The organism is Micromonospora sp. NPDC049004 (genome assembly GCF_040649315.1).
Taxonomy (GTDB): domain Bacteria; phylum Actinomycetota; class Actinomycetes; order Mycobacteriales; family Micromonosporaceae; genus Micromonospora.
The window spans coordinates 230,401-252,745 of sequence record NZ_JBEZFG010000008.1 but is presented as its reverse complement, the minus strand read 5'-3'; the positions used below and the strand labels follow the sequence as shown (position 1 = coordinate 252,745).

Annotated in this window: 15 protein-coding genes; 9 read left to right on the top strand and 6 right to left on the bottom strand. The window is 72.5% G+C overall.

The window, feature by feature from the left end; genetic code table 11:
• The first annotated feature begins 57 nt into the window (after positions 1-57).
• On the top strand, positions 58-1,047 hold the full coding sequence (locus AB0B97_RS24280) for an aldo/keto reductase (RefSeq protein WP_357496659.1): 990 nt from the start codon (positions 58-60) through the stop codon (positions 1,045-1,047).
• 145 nt (positions 1,048-1,192) lie between these two features.
• A complete protein-coding gene (locus AB0B97_RS24275; RefSeq protein ID WP_357496657.1) occupies positions 1,193-2,092 on the top strand; it encodes a TIGR01777 family oxidoreductase in 900 nt (299 codons plus the stop codon).
• A 93-nt stretch (positions 2,093-2,185) separates the two neighbouring features.
• Here the strand turns inward: AB0B97_RS24275 and AB0B97_RS24270 are convergent, their stop codons facing one another.
• Positions 2,186-3,427: a PHB depolymerase family esterase gene (locus AB0B97_RS24270; protein WP_357496655.1), complete on the bottom strand. Its 1,242-nt coding sequence runs from the start codon at positions 3,425-3,427 to the stop codon at positions 2,186-2,188.
• Between the two features lie 212 nt (positions 3,428-3,639).
• Here AB0B97_RS24270 and AB0B97_RS24265 point away from each other — a divergent pair, with 212 nt between their 5' ends.
• Together AB0B97_RS24265 and lipB are read left to right on the top strand one after the other, a co-directional pair.
• Complete coding sequence (locus tag AB0B97_RS24265) at positions 3,640-5,472, top strand: DUF2079 domain-containing protein (protein ID WP_357496653.1); 1,833 nt, start codon at positions 3,640-3,642, stop codon at positions 5,470-5,472.
• Positions 5,473-5,547: 75 nt separating this feature from the next.
• A complete protein-coding gene (gene lipB, locus AB0B97_RS24260; protein ID WP_234590279.1) occupies positions 5,548-6,189 on the top strand; it encodes a lipoyl(octanoyl) transferase LipB in 642 nt (213 codons plus the stop codon).
• A gap of 21 nt (positions 6,190-6,210) precedes the next feature.
• Here lipB and aspS read toward each other — a convergent pair whose 3' ends face one another.
• On the bottom strand, positions 6,211-7,497 hold the full coding sequence (gene aspS, locus AB0B97_RS24255; protein ID WP_357496651.1) for an aspartate--tRNA(Asn) ligase: 1,287 nt from the start codon (positions 7,495-7,497) through the stop codon (positions 6,211-6,213).
• A 439-nt stretch (positions 7,498-7,936) separates the two neighbouring features.
• On the opposite strand from aspS, the gene lipA reads away from it, so the two are divergent.
• Together lipA and AB0B97_RS24245 are read left to right on the top strand one after the other, a co-directional pair.
• Positions 7,937-8,932, top strand: a complete 996-nt coding sequence (gene lipA, locus AB0B97_RS24250) for a lipoyl synthase (RefSeq protein WP_357496649.1) — start codon at positions 7,937-7,939, stop codon at positions 8,930-8,932.
• Between the two features lie 52 nt (positions 8,933-8,984).
• A complete protein-coding gene (locus tag AB0B97_RS24245; RefSeq protein ID WP_357496647.1) occupies positions 8,985-10,595 on the top strand; it encodes a hypothetical protein in 1,611 nt (536 codons plus the stop codon).
• A gap of 12 nt (positions 10,596-10,607) precedes the next feature.
• Here the strand turns inward: AB0B97_RS24245 and AB0B97_RS24240 are convergent, their stop codons facing one another.
• Both AB0B97_RS24240 and AB0B97_RS24235 read right to left on the bottom strand, forming a co-directional pair.
• Positions 10,608-13,499 carry an AAA family ATPase gene (locus AB0B97_RS24240; RefSeq protein ID WP_357496645.1) on the bottom strand — a complete coding sequence of 964 codons (2,892 nt, stop codon included), beginning with the start codon at positions 13,497-13,499 and terminating at the stop codon, positions 10,608-10,610.
• A gap of 302 nt (positions 13,500-13,801) precedes the next feature.
• Complete coding sequence (locus AB0B97_RS24235) at positions 13,802-13,972, bottom strand: hypothetical protein (RefSeq protein ID WP_234590919.1); 171 nt, start codon at positions 13,970-13,972, stop codon at positions 13,802-13,804.
• Positions 13,973-14,178: 206 nt separating this feature from the next.
• Between AB0B97_RS24235 and AB0B97_RS24230 the strand changes: the two genes are divergently transcribed.
• On the top strand, positions 14,179-14,862 hold the full coding sequence (locus tag AB0B97_RS24230; protein WP_234590917.1) for a DUF4191 domain-containing protein: 684 nt from the start codon (positions 14,179-14,181) through the stop codon (positions 14,860-14,862).
• A gap of 372 nt (positions 14,863-15,234) precedes the next feature.
• On the opposite strand, the gene AB0B97_RS24225 is transcribed toward AB0B97_RS24230, so the two are convergent.
• Positions 15,235-15,633 (bottom strand): RDD family protein, encoded by a 399-nt coding sequence (locus tag AB0B97_RS24225; RefSeq protein ID WP_357496642.1) that lies wholly within the window; start codon positions 15,631-15,633, stop codon positions 15,235-15,237.
• A 261-nt stretch (positions 15,634-15,894) separates the two neighbouring features.
• Between AB0B97_RS24225 and glnA the strand changes: the two genes are divergently transcribed.
• Entirely contained in the window at positions 15,895-17,319 is a 1,425-nt protein-coding gene (gene glnA / locus AB0B97_RS24220) for a type I glutamate--ammonia ligase (protein WP_234590915.1), read from the top strand.
• Positions 17,320-17,388: 69 nt separating this feature from the next.
• Here the strand turns inward: glnA and AB0B97_RS24215 are convergent, their stop codons facing one another.
• Positions 17,389-17,856, bottom strand: coding sequence for a hypothetical protein (locus tag AB0B97_RS24215; protein ID WP_357496640.1), 468 nt, complete (start codon positions 17,854-17,856; stop codon positions 17,389-17,391).
• 106 nt (positions 17,857-17,962) lie between these two features.
• Here AB0B97_RS24215 and AB0B97_RS24210 point away from each other — a divergent pair, with 106 nt between their 5' ends.
• Positions 17,963-22,270 carry a hypothetical protein gene (locus tag AB0B97_RS24210; RefSeq protein ID WP_357496638.1) on the top strand — a complete coding sequence of 1,436 codons (4,308 nt, stop codon included), beginning with the start codon at positions 17,963-17,965 and terminating at the stop codon, positions 22,268-22,270.
• Positions 22,271-22,345: the final 75 nt, after the last annotated feature.

The following is a 22,345-nucleotide window of genomic DNA, read 5'->3' as shown; positions in this document are numbered from 1 at the left end:
TCGGCATGGTAGCCACCCCTTGACCTGGAGCGCACTCCAGGTTGGAGGCTGGTCCGCATGACGACGACACGAACGCTGGGACGCAGCGGCATCGAGGTGAGCGCGATCGGGATGGGGTGCTGGGCGATCGGCGGCCCGCTCTGGGGTGACGACGGCCAGCCGTTCGGTTGGGGAGAGGTGGACGACGACGAGTCGATCCGGACCATCCACCGGGCCCTCGATCTCGGGGTGACCCTGTTCGACACGGCCAGCAACTACGGCGCCGGGCACAGCGAGCGCATCCTCGGTCGGGCCCTGGCGGGTCGCCGGGACGAGGCGGTGATCGCCACCAAGTTCGGCAACGTCAGCGACGAGGCCACCCGGCGGGCGCTCGGCACCGACGCCAGCCCGGCGTTCGCCGTGCGCAGCCTGGAGGATTCACTGCGGCGGCTCGGCACCGACCACGTGGACCTCTACCAGCTGCACATCAACGAACTGCCGACGCCCGCCGCGCTCGACCTGGTCGGCACCCTGGAGGAGCTGGTCGACCAGGGCAAGATCCGGGCGTACGGCTGGAGCACCGACAACCCGGCCTCGGCGGACGCGTTCGCGGCGGCTGGCAAGAACTGTGCCGCCATCCAGCACGACGAGTCGGTGCTGAGCGACAACGCGGCGGTGCTCGCCGTCTGCGACCGCCACGACCTGGCCAGCCTCAACCGGGGACCGCTGGCGATGGGCCTGCTCACCGGGTCGAGCCGCACGCTCGGCGCGGACGACGTGCGCGGTCGGGCGCCCGAGTGGTTGCAGTGGTTCACCGACGGCCGGCCCACGCCGCAGTGGGCGGCACGGGTCGAGCAGGTCCGCGCGGCGCTCACCGCGGACGGTCGGACCCTCGCGCAGGGCGCGCTGGGCTGGCTGCTGGCCCGCAGCCCGCGCACGGTGCCGATTCCCGGCCTCCGTACGGTGGCCCAGGCCGACGAGAACCTGGCGACCCTGACCCTGGGCCCGCTCCCGCAGGAGCAATACGCCGAGGTGGAAAACCTCCTGGCCGACCTACGCCAAGCCTGACCCCCACCCCGTTCTTCGCCGATCTTGCACTTGCTGTCCCGGCAGAACGGACCTTGCCGGGCAGAACGACGACACAAAGTGCAAGATCGGCGGGGAGTGGGGCCGGGGCGCGTCCGAGGGTGACGTTTTCGACGAAGATAAGGGCATGCGGATCCTTCTGGCCGGCGCGTCCGGCTTTCTCGGCAGCCGGCTGGGCGACCGGCTCGCCGCCGACGGGCACGAGGTCACCCGGTTGGTGCGCCGACCGGCGCGCGACCCGCGAGAGCGGCAGTGGGACCCGGCGGCCGGCCATCTCGACCCGGCGGCGGTCGCCGGCGCGGACGCCGTCATCAATTTGGCCGGCGCAGGCGTCGGCGACAAGCGCTGGAACGACGACTACCGGCGGCTGATCCGCACCAGCCGGGTGGACAGCAGCACGACGCTGGCGACGACGATCGCCGGGTTGCCGGCCGCCGACCGACCGAAGGCGCTGCTCAACTCGTCGGCAGTCGGTTGGTACGGCAACACGGGCGACCGGGTCGTGGAGGAGGACGCGCCCGCCGGCGAGGGTTTCCTGGCCGACGTCTGCCGGGTGTGGGAGGCCGCGACCCGTCCGGCCGAGGACGCCGGCGTACGCGTGGTGCGACTGCGCACCGGCCTGCCCCTGCACCGCGACGGTGGGCTGCTCAAGCCGCAGTTGCTGCCGTTCCGGCTGGGCATCGCCGGACGGCTGGGCAGTGGCCGGCAGTGGCTGCCGTGGATCTCGATGGCCGACTGGCTGGACGCGACCCTCTTCCTGCTGGCCCACGACGAGATCGCCGGCCCGGTCAACGTGGTGGGGCCGCATCCGGTGACCAATGCCGAGTTCACCCGGGAGCTGGCCCGCCAGCTGCACCGGCCGGCGATCATCCCGATTCCCGCCCTGGCCCTGAAGGTGGCGCTGGGCGGCTTCGCCCACGAGGCCCTGACCAGCACGAGAGTCCACCCCGGAGTCCTGACCAAGGCCAACTACCCCTACCACCACCGAACCCTCCCCCAGGCCCTCCAGGCGGCCCTGACCGCCTGACCCTCATCCAGTTGATCAAGAGGTTTGCGTCATCCGGGGGGCGGATCCTGACGCAAACCTCTTGATCACCGGGGGTGGGGGTGGGGTTGGGGGTCAGCAGCCGATCACCCAGTAGTTGGGGGCGGTCTGCTTGAGGGTGCTCGTGTAGAAGGTGTTGTAGAGGCCCATGCGCTGGTTGGAGCCGTTCGCGTAGGCGTAGCCGCCGGACTGGTACGCCCGACCGGCCGTGACGTGGGCGTAGTTGCTCGCCGTCACGCAGGTCGCCGGCGTGGTCGGGGTCGGGCTCGGCGTCGGGCTGGCCGTGGGGCTCGGCGTGCTGGTGGGGGTGGCCGTGGGGGTCGGGGTGGGGGTGCTGCCGCCGCCGTTGAGGCCGAAGAAGAGCGCGTCGCGGTACGTCGAGCAGATGGTGTCCAGGAAGTACGCGCCGGCGGTGCCACACTGGTCAGCGGCGGAGCCCGGGTCGACCGGGGTGCCGTGGCCCATGCCGGAGACCCGGTAGAGGCGTACCTCGTCGTTGCCGTACACCTCCAGGCTGGTGTTGGCGGGCAGCGACGACGTGCTGGTCGGCGTCTGCGAGATCCCCCGCACGTTGGTCCACTGGTCGCGGGACTCGGTGCCGTTGAGCGGGGTGACAGTGGTGTCCGACGTGCCGTGCCAGATGGCCACCCGGGGGCGCGGGCCGGTGTAGCCGGAGTAGGCGCCACGGACCAGGTCGCCCCAGGCGGCCGGGCTCTTGTCGGTGCCCGGGTTCATGCAGCTGAACGCGTTGACCATGCTGGTGGCGCAGCGGTACGGGATGCCGGCGATGATCGAGCCGGCGGCGAAGACGTCCGGGTACGTCGCGAGCATGACCGCGCTCATCGCCCCGCCCGCCGAGAGGCCGCTGACGAAGACCCGGGAGCCGTCGACCGCGTAGTTCGCCTTGGCGTGGTCGACCATCTGCTTGATCGACAGCGCCTCGCCCTGCCCCCGGGTGGTGTCGCCGCTCTCGAAGAAGTTGAAGCAGGAGTTGGCGTTGTTGCCGGACGGCTGCTGGGCGACGATGAGCGTGAACTTCCACAGGTCGGCGTACTTCTGCCAGCCGGAACCGCTGAAGTAGCCGGAGGCGTTCTGCGTGCACCCGTGCAGCAGCACCACGGCCGGGGAGTTGGCCGGCAGGTTGTCCGGCCGGTAGGCGTACATGGCGAGGTTGCCCGGGTTGGAGCCGAACCCGGTGACCTGGGTGAGGCTGGCGGCCTGGGCGGGCGTGGCGAGGGTGATCGCCCCCGCCACGGCGAGGACGAGCCCGGTGGCCGCACCGAGCAGCCGGTTGAGGGTGGATGTGGAGCGGCGCACGGCGGCCTCCTGAGAGGGGCAGACTGTGAACTGGGTCACGGTCGAGTTGCCGAGACGTTACGACGATGTGTCGCCGCTATGACATGGCGCACACTCACACATTCACGGCAGCCGTTGTGTACGACGAACCATGGCCACCGCGCAGGCAGCGGAGTCGACAACAACCGCCGGTCTGACCGGCTCGTCCAGGTCCGGTTGGTAACGTCCGCTGCGTGCCGTCCTCCCCGTCGCTGGCCACCGGGCCCGCACCCGCGTCGCCGCCGCGCGCCCTCCGGGACCGCCGGGCCGACCTGATCGTCGTGCTGGTGGCGCTCGCGCTCGCCGTCTGGGTGACCAGCGGCCTGTGGCGGGACCCGAACGTTCGCGCGATCACCGTCAACTCCAGCGACCAGGCGCTGTTCGAGTGGCTGCTGGCCTTCGGCGGGCACGCGGTCACCCACGGGGAGAACCCCTTCTTCACGTACCTGATCAATGTCCCGGACGGCGTGAACCTCGCGGTCAACACCTCGATCACGGTGTACGCGGTGGTCTTCGCCCCGCTCACGTACCTCATCGGGCCACCGGCGACGTTCCTGGTGATCCTCACGCTGAACCTGCTCGCCACCGCGCTGGCCTGGTACTGGCTGCTCTCACGGCACGTGGTGCGCAGCCGCCTCGCCGCCGGGGTCGGCGGCCTGTTCATCGCGTACTCCCCCGGCATGGTCTCGCACGCCAACGCCCACCTGAACTGGACCGCCGGCTGGCTGGTGCCGCTGCTGATCTGGCGGCTGTTCGCGCTGCGCCGCCCCGGGCACTGGCTGCGCGACGGGGTGATCCTCGGCGCTCTGGTCGCGGTGGCCTTCTCGATCGCCGCCGAGGGCCTGTTCTTCGCAGCCCTCGCGCTCGGCGTGTTCGTGGCCGTCTGGGCGCTGCACCCGGCCCACCGGGCCGAGGCCCGCGCCGCGCTGCCCAATTTCCTGCGCGGGCTCGGCGTGACCGCTGTGGTCGCCGGGGTGCTGCTGTCGTACCCGCTGTGGCTGCACTTCGCCGGGCCGCAGCGGTTCCACGGCACCGGCTTCGACCCGGTGATCCACTCCGAGGACATCGCCGCGTTCGTCGCCTTCCCGCGCCGGTCCCTGGCCGGGGAGGTCGGGCTGGGCACCTCGCTGGCGCCGAACCCCACCGAGGAGAACTCGTTCTTCGGTATCCCGCTGCTGGTGCTCACCGTGGTCTGCTTCGTCGTGCTCTGGCGACGCGCCGACCCCGGCCGTCGGGCCGTCCTCTGGGCGCTGGGCGTCGTCGCGGTGATCTTCACGGTGCTGTCCTTCGGGCCGGTGGCGAAAATCGACGGACGCCGTACCGACCTGCCCATGCCGTTCGACGTGCTCGGGCAGCTGCCGGTCGTGAACGCCGCGCTGCCCGCCCGGCTGGCCCTGGTGGTGGCACCGGTGATCGGGGTGCTGCTGGCGTACACCCTCGACCAGCTGCGAGCCGCGCCGCCCCGGCACCGGTCGACGGAGCTGGCCTGGTCGCTGGGGTTCGCGGTGGCCCTGCTGCCGCTGCTGCCCACCCCGCTGCTGACCCGGGAGCGCGAGCCCATCCCGCACTTCATCACGTCCGGCGCCTGGCGACAGTACGTCTCCGACGGCAACACGTTGACCCCGGTGCCGCTGGCCGTGGACATCTACCCCGACGGGCAACGCTGGCAGGCGTACGCCCTGTCGCACCGGCAGGGCGAGTTCGCGATCCCCGGCGGCTTCTTCCTCGGCCCCGGCGGCCCGGACGGGCGGGGCCGGATCGGGCCGGTGCCGCGCACCCTGAGCGCACTCATGGACCAGGCCGGCCGCACCGGGCTGGTGCCGATCATCACCGACGGCACGAAGCGGGAGGTCACCTCCGACCTGCGGCACTGGCGGATCGAGACGGTGGTCCTCGCCGACGAGGTGCACGGCGCGAAGTTCGAGGTCGACGAGGCCGCGGTCCGGCGGACGGCCACCGCGCTGTTCGGCGAGCCGCAGCGGGTCGACGACGTGTGGATCTGGCGCATCCCGCCGGCCGACCGGTAGACCCGCCCCTTGTTCCGACCCTGGTGAGGCGGCTCACGACGGATCCGAGCCCGCGGCGGGACTAGGCTGGACGCCGTGACGACGACGACCTCCGGCCTGACGGCCGTCCGCGCCGGCCTGCTCGACTACCAGGCCGCCTGGGACGAGCAGCGGCGCCTGCACGAGTCGGTGGTGGCAGGCGAGCGCGGCGACACCGTGTTGCTGCTGGAGCACCCGAGCGTCTACACCGCGGGCAAGCGCACCGAGCCGTGGGACCGGCCCATGGACGGCACCCCGGTCGTCGACGTGGACCGGGGCGGCAAGATCACCTGGCACGGCCCGGGTCAGCTCGTCGGCTACCCGATCCTGCGACTGCCCGACCCGGTGGACGTGGTCGCCTACGTCCGCCGCACCGAGGAGCTGCTCATCGACGTGTGCGCCGAGTTCGGCCTGGCCGCCGGCCGGGTCGAGGGCCGCAGCGGCGTCTGGGTGCCCGAGGACGACCGGGGGCCGGCCCGCAAGGTGGCCGCCATCGGCATCCGGGTGGCCCGGGGCGTCACCCTGCACGGCTTCTCGATCAACTGCGACTGCGACCTGACGTACTTCGACAGGATCGTCCCGTGCGGCATCCGCGACGCCGGCGTCACCTCGCTCACCGCCGAACTGGGCCGCCCGATCAGCGTCGCGGACGTGCTCCCGGTGGTCGAACGCCGGCTGTCCACCCTGACCGAGGTCTGAGCGCACAGCCGGCACCCGGCCCTACGGCGTCAGCCGGTGCAGGTCACGCGGGAACGCGGTGACCTCCCGGACGTTGGCGGCCCCGACCAGGCGGGCCACGAACCGTTCCAGCCCGATGGCGAACCCGCCGTGCGGCGGCATGCCGTGCCGGAACGCGTCCAGATAACCGGTGTACGGCTCGACCGGCTCACTCCGGGCCGCCAACGCCGCCAGGTAGTCGGCGTGCCGGTGCAGCCGCTGCCCGCCGGTGACCAGCTCCAGGCCACGAAAGAGCAGGTCAAACCCGTTCGAGTACGCGGGCCGCACCGGGTCCGGGTGGGTGTAGAACGGTCGCTTCGCCATCGGGTAGCCGGTGACGAAGAGAAAGTCGGACCCGTGTTCGCGGCGGGCCCACTCGCCCAGCGCCCGTTCGTGGGCCGGCGCGAGGTCCGGCTCGTCGGCGGGAGCCCCGGCGATCGCCAACGCCTCGGTGAAGTGCACCGCCGGGATCTGCACCGGCACGGCCGGCACCTCGACGCCCAGCGTCGCCAGGGCGCCACCGGCCCGCTCAGCCACCGCGCCCAGCATGCCGGCGACGACCTCGCGCAGCACCCGCATCACGTCGGTATGGTCGGCGACGAAGCCCAGCTCCGCGTCGAGCGACGTGTACTGCGCGAGGTGCCGGACGGTGTCGTGCGGTTCGGCCCGGAAGACCGGCCCCACCTCGTAGACACGTTCGAAGACGCCGACCATCAACTGCTTGTAGAACTGCGGCGACTGGGCCAGGTACGCGGGCCGGCCGAACCAGTCCAGCGCGAAGACGTTCGCCCCGCTCTCGGTGGACGAGCTGACCACCTTCGGCGTGTGGATCTCTACGAAGTCGCGGGCATCCAGGGCAGCCCGGAAGCCGGCCACGGCCGCCGCCGAGACGCGCAGCGCCGCAGAGCGGGTCGGATGACGCAGCGCGGTCGGGGCGTTGTCGAGCTGGGTGGGCAGGCTCGCGCTGAGCGCCGGCCGGTACAGGTCGAACGGTGGCGGCTCGGCAGGTGGGCCGAGCGGTCGTACCGTCGGGTCGGTCAGCTCGACCCCGGCGGGCGCGGTGCCGTTCGACGTGACCGTGGCGGTGACCTCGACGACTGTCTCCTCGGTGATTTTCTCCAGCTCGGCGCGGACGGCCGGGTCGGTGACGACGACCTGGGCGAGGCCGGCGGCGTCCCGCACGATCAGGAAGGCCACCGACTTCAGCAGGCGGCGGCGGTGCACCCAGCCGGCGATCCGGACGGTCTCGCCGACGTGGGCGGGCAGGTGGTGCGACAGGGTTCGGCGCATGACGGGCTGCTCCTCGGTCGATCGCGACGCCGCCACCGGGGCGACGGTGTCGCATCAGCCCCAGGGAGGTGTGGGCGAGCGGGAACCTCGCGGTGCCACCACACCTTCGCCCCCACCGGAGCGGGGGCCTCGTTCGTCGCCTGGTGACCGGGGCCAGCCGGGCGGGCTCTAGTAGGCGTCGCCGCCGTTCTGCCCGCAGCTCGGGAGGGTCTTCGCGCACCCGTCGCCAGACCGCCTCTCAGCACCGGCGGCTCTCTGTACTGGCGGGTCGGGGCGCTACTCGGCTCCGTCGTCGCTGTTGGCGGCGACGCTAACACCCGAACCCGGCGCGTGTGACGCCATTTTTGGGCTTGCCGGTGTCCGGCGTCACAACATCAGCGGCGTGACGCCGGTCGCCTGACGCACATAGACGGCTGCCATCCGGCGTAGGCTCGTTTTCGTGACGATCGAGCACTCCGCGCCGACGACCGGCCAGGCAGCGCGTACCGCAACGGCGGCCCCCGAGGGGCGTCGCCTGCTGCGGATCGAGGCGCGCAACGCCGAGACGCCGATCGAGCGCAAACCGCCATGGATCAAGGTCAAGGCCAAGATGGGCCCGGAGTACACCCAGCTGCGCGGGCTCGTGTCGCGCGAAGGGCTGCACACCGTCTGCCAGGAGGCCGGCTGCCCCAACATCTACGAGTGCTGGGAAGACCGGGAGGCCACGTTCCTCATCGGTGGTGACCAGTGCACCCGGCGCTGCGACTTCTGCCAGATCGACACCGGAAAGCCCGCCGAGTTCGACGCCGACGAGCCGCGTCGCGTCGCCGAGTCGGTCGTCTCGATGGGCCTGCGCTACGCCACCATCACCGGTGTCGCCCGTGACGACCTGCCCGACGGCGGCGCCTGGCTGTACGCCGAGACGGTCCGGCAGATCCACGCGCTGCAGCCCGGCTGCGGCGTCGAGCTGCTCATCCCCGACTTCAACGCCGTCCCCGAGCAGCTGGCCGAGGTCTTCGGCTCGCGGCCCGAGGTGCTGGCCCACAACGTGGAGACCGTGCCGCGCATCTTCAAGCGCATCCGGCCGGCGTTCCGCTACGACCGCTCGCTGGACGTCATCCGGCAGGCCCGCGCCGACGGCCTGGTCACCAAGAGCAACCTGATCCTGGGCATGGGCGAGGAGCGCGCCGAGATCTCCCAGGCGCTGCGCGACCTGCACGAGGCGGGCTGCGAGCTGATCACCATCACGCAGTACCTGCGCCCCTCCCCCCGGCACCACCCGGTGACCCGGTGGGTCAAGCCGGAGGAGTTCGTGGAGCTGCGCGAGGAGGCCGAGGAGATCGGCTTCGCCGGGGTGATGAGCGGGCCGCTGGTGCGCTCGTCGTACCGGGCCGGCCGGCTCTACAAGCAGGCGCTCGACGCCCGCGCCGCCACCCCGGTCGTCACCGCCGGCTGACCCGCCGACAGCGCCGCACGGGCGTGCGGCGTCCGGGTGCCATGATCGAGCGATGACCGCCGGCGTACGCGAACAGCCGCGCGGCGCGGGTCGACCGCGTCCGCGGCCCGGTTCGCACCTCGGCCTGGTCGGCTGGCTCACCGGTCTTGCGGTGCTCGCCGGGGTCAGCTACCGGCTCTGGCTGCTGAATCACGCCACTCCCCCGACGAACAGCGACGAGGCCACCATGGGGCTGGCCGCGCTGCACATCGCCCGGGGCGAGGACTTTCCGGTCTGGTTCTACGGCCAGCAGTACATGGGCCCGCTGGAGGCGTACCTGGCCGCGCCGGTGTTCGCGCTGTTCGGTCCGTCCCTGTTCGGTCTGCGGCTGCCCACGCTGGCGCTGTACGCGCTGTTCCTGCTGCTGACCTGGCGGCTCACGCTGCGGCTGACCGGGGACCGCTGGTTCGCCCTGCTGGTGGTGGCGCTGCTCGCCCTCGGCGCCGACCGGGTGGTCAAGAACCAGTTGATCGCCGGCGGCGGCTACCCCGAGATGAACGCGGCCGGGGTGGCGCTCGCCCTGCTCGCCGTCGACCTGGCCGCCGGCCGGCCGGGGTGGCGACCCGTCCGCTGGGCGGTCTGGGGGTTCCTGGCCGGGCTGCTGCTCTGGGTCGACCCGCTGGTGCTGCCGTACGTCGTGGCGACCGGGGCGGTGCTGGTCGGGTTCCGCCACCGGGAGCTGCGCGGGCGGGCCGGAGCGCTGCTCGGGGCGGCAGCCGTGCTGGGGGCCGCCCCGCTGCTGGGGCACAGCCTGCTGACCGGCCGCAACCCCCTGCACCCGGTGCTCGCCGCCGGCGGGGCGGACGCCACCGCGAGCTGGGCGGACCGGCTGCACGGCGGGCTGCTGCTCGGGCCGCCGCTGGGCATGGGTTTCTGCGGCCCCGGCTCCTGCGCCACCTGGCAACTGTGGTGGGCGTACGCGCTGCCGGTGCTGCTGGTCGCCGCCGCCGCCACGGCCTGGCTAACGCTCCGCCACCCACCCGCGTTGGGCGGCGCGGACGGCTCGACGCCCCGGGTCGCGGCGGCCATGCGGCTGGCTCTCGCGCTGGCCGCGGCGGCGACCCTCGCCGCGTACACGCTGAGCAGTTCTTCCGGTCTGACCCCGGTGGAGAGTTCGCGCTATCTGTCCACGCTGCTCATCTCCGTATCGGCGCTGCTCTGGCCGGTCTGGACGCTGGCCCGGCGCGGTCCCGGGTGGCCGGTGACCCGGCTGGGCGCGTTCGTCGTCCTCGCCGCCACGCTTGTCACCGCCGCGTACGCCACCGGGCAGGCGGCCCGGACGGCCCCGGCGACCCGGACGGCCGAGGCCCGGCACGCCGAGCTGGTGGCCACGCTGCGCCACCTCGGCGTACGACACGTCCGCGCCGACTACTGGACCTGCAACCGCCTCACCTTCGCGAGCGGCGAGGAGGTGGTCTGCGCGGTGGTCGACGACACCCTGCGTCCCGGCTTCGACCGCTACCCCGCGTACCGCCGCGAGGTGGAGCGTGCGGCGGCGCCGGCCTGGGTCGCGCCGACCGGCTCACCGCTGGCGGCCCGGCTCGACGAGCGGCTCGGCACCGACCCGGCCGACCTGGACCTGGTCACAGTCGACGGCTGGCGGATCTACCTGCCGCGCGGCTGAAAAGACCACCCGTCAGCGGGGCGCGGCGGGCTCGGCGAGCAGACCGAGACGACGGGCCAGCGCGGCCGCCTCCCCGCGGTTGGTCACGTCCAGCTTGGCGATGATCCGGGAGACGTGCACGCTTGCCGTCTTCGGGGAGATGAACAGGCGCTCGGCGATCCGGCTGTTGCTGTGCCCCTCGGCGACCAGCCGCAGCACCTCGCGCTCCCGGGCCGTCAGCAGATCGGCACCGCCCCCACCGTTGCCCGCCCCCCGCAGGCCGACCCGCCGCGCCAGGGTGGCGGCCGTCTCGGCCAGCGGCGTCGCGCCCAGCCGCCGGGCGATCTGGGCCGCCTCGGTGACCGCCGCCGACACCTCGTCGCGCTCGCCCGCCGCCGCGGCGGCCTCGGCCAGCGCCAGCAACGCCCGACCGAGCGGGTACGGCTGACCGTCGACGCGCCACGCCTGCACCGCCGCCCGCCACGCCGGCACCGCCTCGTCGTCCGCCGCCAGCAGAGCGCTGACCTGGGCGGCGTGCGCCCGCGCGGCCGGGTGTCGCGCCGGCAGGTCGGCGGCGAGCGCGGCGACGGCGGCAGCCAGCTCCCCGTCACCCACCCGGGCTGCGGTACGCGCGGCGGCGCTCAGCACCGGCCAACCCTCGCGGGGGAGGTGCGGCAGGCTGTCGTCGGCCACCGCGACGCGGGCCGCGCGGACCGCCTCGATCTTGTCGTCGGCGGCCAGCGCCGCCTCGATGCCCAGCTCGTGCAGGGGCAGGCGGTGGTTCGGCCACAGGTAGGGCCGGGCGAGGAAGGCCAACGCGCGGTCGACCATCTCGTCGGCCCCCGGGTGCGCCCGCGCCAACCGCAGACCGGCGCCCAGCTGCAACCAGTGCAGCCCGGTGACACCGGACAGGTCGATCCGGGCCGCCTCCGCACAGACCGTCTCGGCCTCGTCCCACCGGCCCAGCGCGATGAGCGCCTCGGCCCGGTTGGACAGCAGGTACGCCCCGGCCGAGCGGCTGATCCCCACCCGCCGCGCCTCGGCCAGGCCGGCCTCGGCCGCCTGCGCGGACTCGGCGTAGCGGCCCAGCTCGCAGAGCACGTCCGACTGGAACACCTTGACCAGCACGAGAGCCGCCGGGTCCCCGGCCGCCCGGGCCACGGCCTCGGCACTGCCCAGCTCCGCCAACCGGTTGTCCAGCTGCTGGTGGCAGAGCAGGGCGATCCGCGTCGGCAGCAGGACCAGCTCCTCGCCGAGCGCCTCGGCGTCCGTGCTCGCCTCGGCGGCGACCAGGGCCGCCTGCTCAGGATCGATCTTGACCAGGTGGGCGGCGATGTCGGCGAGCAGCCGGACGCGCTCCACCCCGTAGGGCCCGCCGGCCGCCAGTCGGTACGCCTCGTCCAGCTCCCGCCTGCCGTCGCTCTTGCCGAGCAGGGCCATCAGCCGGCCCCGCTGGTCCAGCAGGCGGGCGGCGCGCAGCGGCGTGGCGTCGGCGTCCACCTCGGCCAGTCCGGCGCGGGTCAACGTGATGGCGCGACTGAAGTCGCCGGCCGTCACCGCCGCGTCCAGGGTCTGCTCCAGCAACGCCAGGTGGTCCATGCCGAGCAGGTCGGCCGCGTCGGGCACCAACTCCCACAGCTCCAACGCCCGTTCCAGCAGTCGACGCTGCTCGGCGTAGGCGTACCTGTCGGCGGCGGCGCAGGCCGCGACCCGGGCGGCGACAAGGGCGCGGGGGTGGTCGTGCGCCGCGTACCAGTGGTGGGCGATCTCGGCCGGGGCGCGGCCGGCGACCACCAGGTGCGGCTGGGCCTCGATCGCGGCGGCGAACCGCGCGTGCAGCCGGGCGTGCTCGCCGGGCAGCAACTCGTCGTGCACGGCCTCGCGGACCAGGGCGTGCCGGAACTCGTAGTCGCCGTCCGGGTCGGCCACCACCAGTTGGGCGGCGACCGCGGCGCGCAGCGCGTCCTCCAGCTCGGCCTCGGGCAGGCCGGCGACCTCGGCGAGCAGACCGTGGGCGAAGCGGGTGCCGCCGGCCGCCGCGATCCGCAGCACCCGCTGGGCCGGCTCGGGCAACCGGTCCACCCGGGCCAGCAGCAGGTCGCGCAGCGTCTCGGGCAGCGCCGCGCAGCCGAGCGGGGAGCCGGCGACGGCCAACTCCTCGATGAAGAAGGGGTTGCCCTGCGTACGGTCGTGGATGTCGTCGACGGCACGCGGCGCCGGCTCGCCGCCGAGCAGGTCGGCGAGGATCGCGCCGGTGCCGTCGCGGTCCAGCCGGCCCAGCTCGACCCGCTCGACACCGCGGGCCCGGTCCAGCTCGGCGAGGAACGGGCGCAGCGGATGGCCACGCTGCAACTCGTCGGTGCGGTAGGTGCAGACCAGCAGCAGCCGGCCCGGTCGCGCGGCCCGGACCAGGAAACCGATCAGGTCCCGGGTGGAACGGTCCGCCCAGTGCAGGTCCTCGATGATCAGCAGCAGTGGCCGGACGTCGGCGAGCCGCTGGAACAGTTCGGCGACCAGGTCGAACAGGTATCCGCGTGGGGCGTCGGTAAGTGGTCGCGTGCTCGGGGCGGTCAACCCCGCCGGCACCCGGCCCAGCTCCGGCAGCAGGCGGGCGAACTCCGCCTCGTAGCCGGCGAAGACCTCCGCCCCGTCGGCGCGCAACACCGCGCGCAGCGCGGCGGCGAACGGCGCGAACGGCAGGCCCGCCTCACCCAGCTCCAGGCACTGACCGATCAGCACCCGGGCGCCCCCGGCGGTGGCCCCGACCGCGAACTCCTCCAGCAGCCGGGTCTTGCCCACGCCCGCCTCGCCACCGACCAGCACGGTGGCCGGCTCGCCCTTCCCGGCCCGGCCCAGCGCGTCCCGCAGCGCCGCGATCTCACGGTGGCGGCCGACGAGGACGGAACTGGCGGCACGTACGGTCACGGGACCGAGCATGCCATGACCGGGCGACGCACCGTCCCCGCCGATCGGCCGGCGACGCGGCGACGGGACTGCCCCGCCTCCTGGCCCGCCGGTCGGCGGCTCGGACCGGAGCCCGCCGGTCGACGGTCCGGACCCGGGCCCGCCGGTCGACGGTCCGGACCCGGGCCCGCCGGTCGACGGTCCGGACCCGGGCCCGCCGGCTGACGGCTCGGACCCGGGTGCCGGGTCGTCGTGCCGGCCGGCCGGTGGGACGGGCCCGGGCGCGGTGGGTGCGGTGGGTGCGGTGGGTGCGGCGGTCGGGGTCACCGGCGGTCGTCACCCGTGCGGCGGGTCGGCTGGCGGCGGCCCAACCAGGCACGACCCGAGCGGCGCGGCACCGACCGGGCGAGCCGTTCCGCCGCAGCCTCGGCCCGCAGCTCAGCGGCGTGGGTACGGTGCACGGAGAGCAGGAAATCTACGTCGTTGCCGAACATGTCGGGCTCCTTCGTCGCGTCGTCGTTGTCTGCTGACGACTCTTCGCGCGAAGGCCCCGGCCCGGCATGGGCACACCGCCTCATCTTGCCCGGCCGTACCCTCCTTACCCGCCCGGTCGGGGCGGGTAAGGCGACGTAAGGTACTCAGCCGGCCGGCACCCGGACGCGGATCAACGCGGCCGGCGGGGACCACTAGACTCTGCGACATGGCAAAGCCCCAGGAGAAGGTCTCGTTCGGCCAGCGGCTGAAGCAGATCGGGATGGTGTTCCAGTTCACCGCCAAGCAGGACCGGTGGTTCGCGCCGCTGGTCGCCGCAGCGGTGCTCATCCCGCTCGCGCTCACCGTGGTCGCGGTGATCCTCTGGAGCTGGATCTGGCTGCCGATCGGCATCCTCTTCGTCCTGCTCGCGGTGCTGATCGTGCTGAACCTGCGGTCCAACAAGGCGATGATGAACGCCGCCGAGGGGCAGCCCGGCGCAGCGGCGCAGATCATGGACAACATGCGCGGCGACTGGCGGGTCACCCCTGCCGTCAGCTCGACCACCCAGATGGACATGGTCCACCTGGTGATCGGCCGGCCCGGCGTGATCCTGCTGGCCGAGGGCAACCCGCAGCGGGTGCGCGGCCTGCTCGGGCAGGAGAAGCGACGGCTGGCCAAGGTCATCGGCTCCGCCCCGCTGCACGACTACGTGATCGGCCAGCAGGAGGGCGAGCTGCCGATCCGCAAGCTGCGCACGACGCTGCTGCGGCTTCCCCGCGCGCTCAGCGGCAAGGACGTCAACGCGCTGGACAAGCGACTCAAGGCGCTCACCGCCCGTCCGCAGATGCCCAAGGGCGCGATCCCGAAGAACATGCGTCCGCCGGGCGGTGCCCGCCAGCCGCGACGCTGACCCGTACACTGCGAAAGAGCCGGACCCAGACGGGTCCGGCTCTTTTCGCGCCTCGCGCCTCGCGCCTCGCGCCTCGCGCCTCGCGCCTCGCGCCTCGCGCCCCGCGCCCCGCGCCCCGCGCCCCGCGCCCATGATCCGCGCAACATCCCCGATGTTGCTGTCTCCGACGCGCGGGAGGCAGCAACATCCCCGATGTTGCGCGGATCTTGCCAGGTCTTCCCGTTCGGAGGGCGGGATCTCGTCGGCGTCGGCCTGCGGGAGGCGGGCCTCCGACAGGCACGCCGCGGAGGTGACAGCCGATCCGGCCGGCGAGGGCCCGAGCGGTGCGGAGGCGGGCGGGGCGGGATCGCGGGAGTCCGGGTGCCGGGCGTGTCAGCCGCGCGGGGCGTCGACGATGACCGAGTCGACGAGGCGGTCGTGCACGCCCCGACGGTGCTCGTCCATGATCAGCGCGGGGACGACGAGCGCCAGCAGCACGCCCCGGGCCAGCGCGCGGGGTACGCCGATCCGGCCCCCGTCGTGCCAGTTCACGCAGCGGACCTTGGTGACGTACATGCCCGGCGTCTGGGCGAAGAGGCCGAGGAAGATGCCGTACTCCAGGATCAGCACCAACACGGGCGCCCAGCCGTCGCGTACCGGATCGGCGAAGATGTTGGCCACCAGCAGGCAGAGCACCCAGTCGATGATCAACGCTCCGAAGCGCCGACCCAGGCTCGGCGGGGTGAAGGTGGGGTCGGTGGCCGGCGCTGCCGGGACGTACGGATTGGTCACAGCGATCAAGGGTATCCGCGTCCGGATCGGGGCCTCGGATCGCCGTCACCACTGCGTGCCGATTCGGGCCAATGGCATGAAGTGTCATTACACTGGCACAGCCGGTACGGCGTTCGCGCAGGCTGAGTGCGTGGACAGGAGCGTCGCTGACGCTCCGCGAGGGACGTAACACGGCAGAAACACTCAAGACACGGCCGGGCAACCCCCCGGCCATAGCGTCGCCAGGAGCCTAGCCACCCCGTGGACGTGCCAGGAGGATGTGTGTTCGCCAATCCCGAGGAACTGCTGCGATACCTCAAGAACGAGGACGTGAAGTTCGTCGACGTTCGTTTCTGTGACCTGCCCGGCGTGATGCAGCACTTCAACCTGCCGGTCGAGTCCGTCAACGACGACCTCTTCACCGACGGCCTCGCGTTCGACGGTTCGTCGATCCGCGGTTTCCAGGCGATCCACGAGTCGGACATGCTCCTGCTCCCGGACGTCGCCACCGCGTTCATCGACCCGTTCCGGGCGCAGAAGACTCTCGCGCTCAACTTCTTCATCCACGACCCGTTCACCCGCGAGGCCTACACCCGCGACCCGCGCAACGTCGCGAAGAAGGCCGAGGCGTACCTCGCCGCGAGCGGCATCGCCGACACCGCCTACTTCGGCGCCGAGGCGGAGTTCTACATCTTCGACTCGATCCGCCACGAGACCTCGGCGCACCAGTCGTTCTACTACATCGACTCGGTCGAGGGCGCGTGGAACACCGGTCGCGAGGAGGAGGGCGGCAACCGCGGTTACAAGACCGCGTACAAGGGCGGCTACTTCCCGGTGCCCCCGGTCGACCACTACGCCGACCTGCGCGACTCGATCGTGCGTCGGCTCGTCGACAGCGGCTTCACCGTGGAGCGTTCGCACCACGAGGTGGGCACCGCCGGCCAGTCCGAGATCAACTACAAGTTCTCGACGCTGCTGCACGCCGCCGACCAGCTCCAGCTCTTCAAGTACATCGTGAAGAACGAGGCCTGGGCCAACGGCAAGACCGCGACGTTCATGCCCAAGCCGCTGTTCGGCGACAACGGCTCCGGCATGCACACCCACCAGAGCCTCTGGCTCAACGGTGAGCCGCTGTTCTACGACGAGACCGGCTACGCCGGCCTGTCCGACACCGCCCGCTGGTACATCGGCGGTCTGCTGCACCACGCGCCGTCGCTGCTGGCCTTCACCAACCCGACGGTCAACTCGTACCGCCGCCTGGTGCCCGGCTACGAGGCGCCGGTCAACCTGGTCTACTCGCAGCGCAACCGCTCCGCCTGCACCCGCATCCCGGTGACCGGCAGCAACGCGAAGGCCAAGCGCGTCGAGTTCCGCGTGCCGGACCCGTCGGCAAACGTCTACCTGGCCTTCTCGGCCATGATGATGGCCGGCCTGGACGGCATCAAGAGCAAGATCGAGCCGCCGACGCCGATCGACAAGGACCTCTACGACCTCCCGCCGGAGGAGTGGGGCGACGTCAAGCAGGTCCCGGGCTCGCTGCCGGCCGTGCTCGACTCGCTGGAGGCCGACCACGACTACCTGCTCGACGGCGGCGTCTTCACCCCCGACCTGATCTCCACCTGGGTCGACTGGAAGCGCGCCAACGAGGTCGACCCGGTGCGTCTGCGCCCGACCCCGCACGAGTTCGCCATGTACTACGACTGCTGAGCCTGATCAAGGGCTCTGACCTGGAGCAACAGGATCGCTACTGATCTTGGGTACAGGTTGGGTACAACTTCACGAAACGGCGGTCATGCCCGGCTCACAGCCGGCGTGGCCGCCGTTTCGTGTTGGCCGAGCGCGCCGTCGATGAGCAGCCGGGTCCGGTCGAGCACGTAGTAGTGCCCACCGCGCCGGCAGGCCGACCGCTTCCCGGGCGCTCGCCCAGGTATGGGAGGCCGCCGCGTTGACGGGCTCGCCGCCAACACCCTTGAACAGCAGGCGTGCGGCCCGGCGGACCGGCCGGCGACGGTCCGTGTCGTCGTCGACTTCGACCGCGTCGCAGCTGTCGGTCAGGTGCTGACGCAGCGCCACCACCACGACATCAGGCAGCTCGACGGTGCGGGCGCTGGTGTTGGTCTTGACGACCAGGTGGTCGATAAGTCCACAAGGGAGGACCGTAGGCGTGATTGCGGTCGGCCTTGACTCACCGTCCAGTCCGGCACCGGGTGGCCGGTTGACGGGGTGAACGGTCGGCGTGGTCATTGGCGGTTATCTGACTGTCCGGGTGATCAGCGGGTGTGGGGATTGTTGCGGTGGCGTGGGTGTACCAGGGTGGAACGGTGCGGTCACAGTCCGGGGTGGTGGGTGGATGTTGCGGCTTGAGGTGTTGGACTTCGCGGGGCCGATGCGGTGGCGGTGGCGGCTGACCGACGCCGACGGCGGCCGGTTTCTGGCTGATCATGTTGTGGAGTTGGATGCCGGGGAGTGGCAGTACGAGGCGTTCACCGCGCTGGACGAGTACCTGTTCTGGCATGCAGCGCCGGATCGGCGGTTGGCCAGTGAGGCGCAACTGGTTGCGCAGGTGGGGGCGTGGATCGGGGAGCGGGTGCTGGGCCCGGTAGCGGTGGCGCTTGCCGAGTGGCAGGAGCCGGTGCGGCTGGAGGTGCCGGCCGAGGCGCAGGTGTTGGCGTACCGGCCGTGGGAGCTGGCCCACGTCGGGGGTCAAGCGTTGGCGGTGCAGTGGGTGAATTTCGTCGTCGACCCGGTGGGCCGGACGCCGCGGGTCAAGAGGCCGGTGGGGGATCGGCTGCGGATGCTGGCGGTCTTCAGCCTGCCGGAGGACGCGTCGGCGTTGAACCTGCGCCGGGAACGCTACGCGTTGGCGCAGCTGGTGCAGGAGATTGCCGCGGCCAATGAGAAGGCGGTGGAGTTGCGGGTGTTGCAGTACGGCGCCACCCGCAAACGGCTGGAGGACGCCCTGCTCGAAGAGGCCGGCTGGGACGTGCTGCACATTTCCGGGCATGGCCTGCCGGCCGGGCTGCTGCTGGAGAAGGACACGGGACAACGGGATCTGATTTCCAGCCGCGAGTTGGTGAACCTGTTGAATGTGGTCGGTCGGCAGATCAAGTTGGTCACCCTGTCCACCTGCGAGTCGGCGGCGGTGACCGCGGCCGAACATCTGCGCCTGCTCGGTCTGCGCCCCGCAGACCCCGCACACGGTGCGGCCGGCCCGGACGGGTACGGCACTGACGGCGCCACCCCGGGCGGCGGCTCGGACCAGGCGGAGGGGGCGTTGCCGGCGGTGGCCACCGAGTTGGTGCGCCGGCTGGACTGCGCGGTGCTGGCGATGCGGTATCCGGTGGTGGACGATTTCGCGATCGCCCTCGCCGGCTCGTTTTACCAGCTGGTGTTGGGTAAGGGGCAGCCGGTGGCGCGGGCGCTGGGGCTGACGTTGCCGCGGGTGGTGCAGGATCCCCCGACCGCGGGGGCGCCGGCGTTGTCGGTGACCACCCCGGCGTTGTTCGGCGCCCGAGCCGGCGAGCTGAGGCTGGACGCGCCGCCCGGGCAGCCGGTGGTGTTCCAGGCCGAGCAACAGAAACTCGCCCGGTTCGACCCGCAGCCGCAGCGTTTCGTGGGCCGGGTGGGGCCGATGACCCGGGCCACCGCCGCGCTGGCCCCGCGCAGCGGCCGCAGCGGGGTGCTGTTTCACGGGATGGCCGGGGCCGGGAAGACCGCCTGCGCGCTGGAGTTGGCGTACACCCACGAGGACGGGTTCGCCCGGCTGGTGTGGCATCAGGCCCCGCCGGAGGGCCACGACATCACCGCCGCGCTCACCGCGTTCGCCCTGGATCTGGAGGCGCAGCTGCCCGGAATTCGGCTGGCGCACCTGGTCGACGACACTGCCGCGTTGCAGGCCTTTCTGCCGACCCTGACCGAGTTCCTCGAACGTCAGCGGGTGCTGCTGGTTCTGGACAACCTGGAATCGTTGCTCACCGACACCGGCGGGTGGCGCGACCAGCGGTGGCAGCTGCTGATCGACGCGCTCACCGGCCACGGCGGCTTGTCCCGGGTGGTGTTGACCTCCCGCCGCCCGATCGCTGGGCTGCCGCCCGGGGTGCTGGTGGAGCCGGTGCACGCGCTGTCGCTGACCGAGGCGGTGCTGCTGGCTCGGGAATGGCCGCACCTGCGCGCCCTGCTCGACGGCGCCAGCCGCGGCCTCGACGCACGCCAGGCCCGAGCGCTGGCCGCCCGCACCCTCGCCGTGGTGCAGGGCCACCCGAAGCTGATCGAGCTGGCCGACGGGCAAGCTCAGGATCCGGCCGCGCTGCAGTCCCGGCTGGACGAGGCGGACCAGACCTGGCTGGACACCGGCACCCGCCTGGATGCCTTCCTGCAGCACGGGGAGGCGTCTGCCACTGGCGAGGACTATCTGCGGGTGCTCGACGGCTGGACCCGCGGCACCACCGGCACCCTGCCCGCCGCCTCGGCCACCCTGTTCGGGTTGCTGTGCTGCCTGGAACAAGACGACCGCCTCGGCCTCGTGGTCGAGGGCAGCTGGGCCGAGTTGTGGCAGCGGCTGGACAAACCCGGCCCGCCCCCCGACCTGGACGCTGCCCTGGCGCCGCTGCTGGAGCAGGCTTTGGTCGCGGTGGACCGGAACCCGGACACCGGCCGGCCGGCGCGGTTCCACCTGCATCCCGGCGTCGCCGAGGCCGGCCGCACCATGATCGGCCCCGATCTGGGCAACGCCGTGGACACCGAACTCGCCGCCTACTGGCTAGCCCTCTTGGACGCTGCTGCGCAGCGGGAGCGGGAGGAGCTGGGCTGGCTGGTCCGCCGGGCGGCGCTGGCCGCCGCCCCCTACCTGATCCGGCAACACCAGTGGCAGCAGGTGCTGTATCCGATAGAGGCGGTCCTCAACCGCAGCGCCTCGCCGGGGACTGCGGCGGCGGTGCTGCCGCTGCTGGCCAGGGCCCGCGAGGGCGGCCGCGGCAGCGATGTGGAACTGCGCGCCGGGCGGCTGCACGCACGAGCCCTGAGGTCCATCCGACCCCACCACGCCGCCACAGAACTACGTGACCTGCTCGACACCGCCGTCGCCCAGCAGAACTTCCCACTGGCCTCGGCGATCGCGACGGACCTCGTCAACCTCCACCGTAGGCTGGGTCGGTTCGACGACGCCCTCAGCCTGGCCGAGGATCAGAAGGAGTACACCCGCCAGGCCGGATGGGGTCCCTGGACCCAGCTGCTCGATGAGGCGCAGCGGCTGCAGATCCTCGTCCGTCAGGGGCATGCCGACCAGGTGCTCGCCGCCGTGCAACAGCTCCGTCCGGCGATGGCCGCCCTCCCCGAGTCCTCCGATACACCCGAGGCCTCAGACCCCTTCAACGTCCGGGAGGTGATCTTCGACCTCGGCCGTACGGCGGCCCAGGATCTCGGCCGGTGGCAGCAGGCGCTGGACTTCAGCGCCGAGATACTCGCCTCCCAGCGGGGGCGGGGGGCCAGCGACGCCGAGCAGGCCTTCTCGGCGCTCAACGAATACGGGCCGCTGTTGCGGCTGGGCCGGGTCGGTGAGGCCCGGACCCTGCTGCAGTGGTGCCGGACGGTCTTCGAAGCCGACCACAACATCACCATGCTGGGCAAGGTGCTGTCCGCTCTGGCCGACGTGGAGGATCAGCTGGGTCACGGCGGCCCGGCGATCGAGCTGGGCAAGGATGCCCTGCGGCTGGGCTACGCGGCCGGGGAGCCGGACGGCATCGGGGTCAGCCACACCAACCTCGCCCTTTACCTGAACCGGTACGGCGGCGAGCGGCAGCAGGTGTGGGCCCATCGCCTGGCCGCCGCCGTGATCGGATACCAGACCGGTGCCGGGGAGCTGACCGGACGTGTCCGCGCCCTCGCCCGACTGCTTGCCCGGGACGAGGCGCCGCCCCCGGCAGCGTTCGCCGACGTGTGCCGCATCGTCGACCAGGTCGACGGAGTGCACCTGGCCGATCTGGTGGCCCGGCTACCCGCCCGCGCCCCGGACGGGCAGGCGGCGCTGGATGAGGTGCTCCGCCTGGCCCGCTCCCTGCCCCCCGAGGAGGAAGCCGACCTGCAGCGGCACCTGACCTGGTGGGAACCGGTGATCGCCGCCCTGATCGCCGCCGAGGGCGGTGACCCGGACGCCGCTGCCGCCCTCGACCAGGCCCTCACCGCCCGCGGGGAGCAGAGTGACTGGCGGCAGCTGGCCGAGGTGCTGCGCCGCATCCACGCCGGCGACCACACCCCAGCACTGGACGGGCTCGACCCGATCGACACCGCGATCGTCCGCCGCCTCCTGGATGCCCTCGCCGGCGAGGTCACCGTCGATCTCGACGCCTGGCACACCCTCACCAACAACGAGGAGAAGTGGCTGGATGCGCTGATGGACGTCACGGTCGCGGCGGCCAGCGGCGACCCCGACGCCACCGCGCAGCTCACCCCGGTCCTCGACGATCTCGCCGCCGACCCAGAGGGCGCGGCGTTCGCGGCAGTGCTCCACCGCATCCTCGCCGGCGACCGCGACCCCACCCTGCTCGACGGGCTCGACCCGGATACCGCCGCGGTGGTCACCGCGATCCTGGACCGGCTCACCCCGGCCGCCACAGCGCCCACCGATCAGGCCGCCCCGCCCACCACCCGGGACGACTCGTGAACCGACCTCACCTCACCGACCAGATCGGCGCCCTGCCCGACGAGCAGGACGTCACCGTGCTCGCCCCGGTCCTCA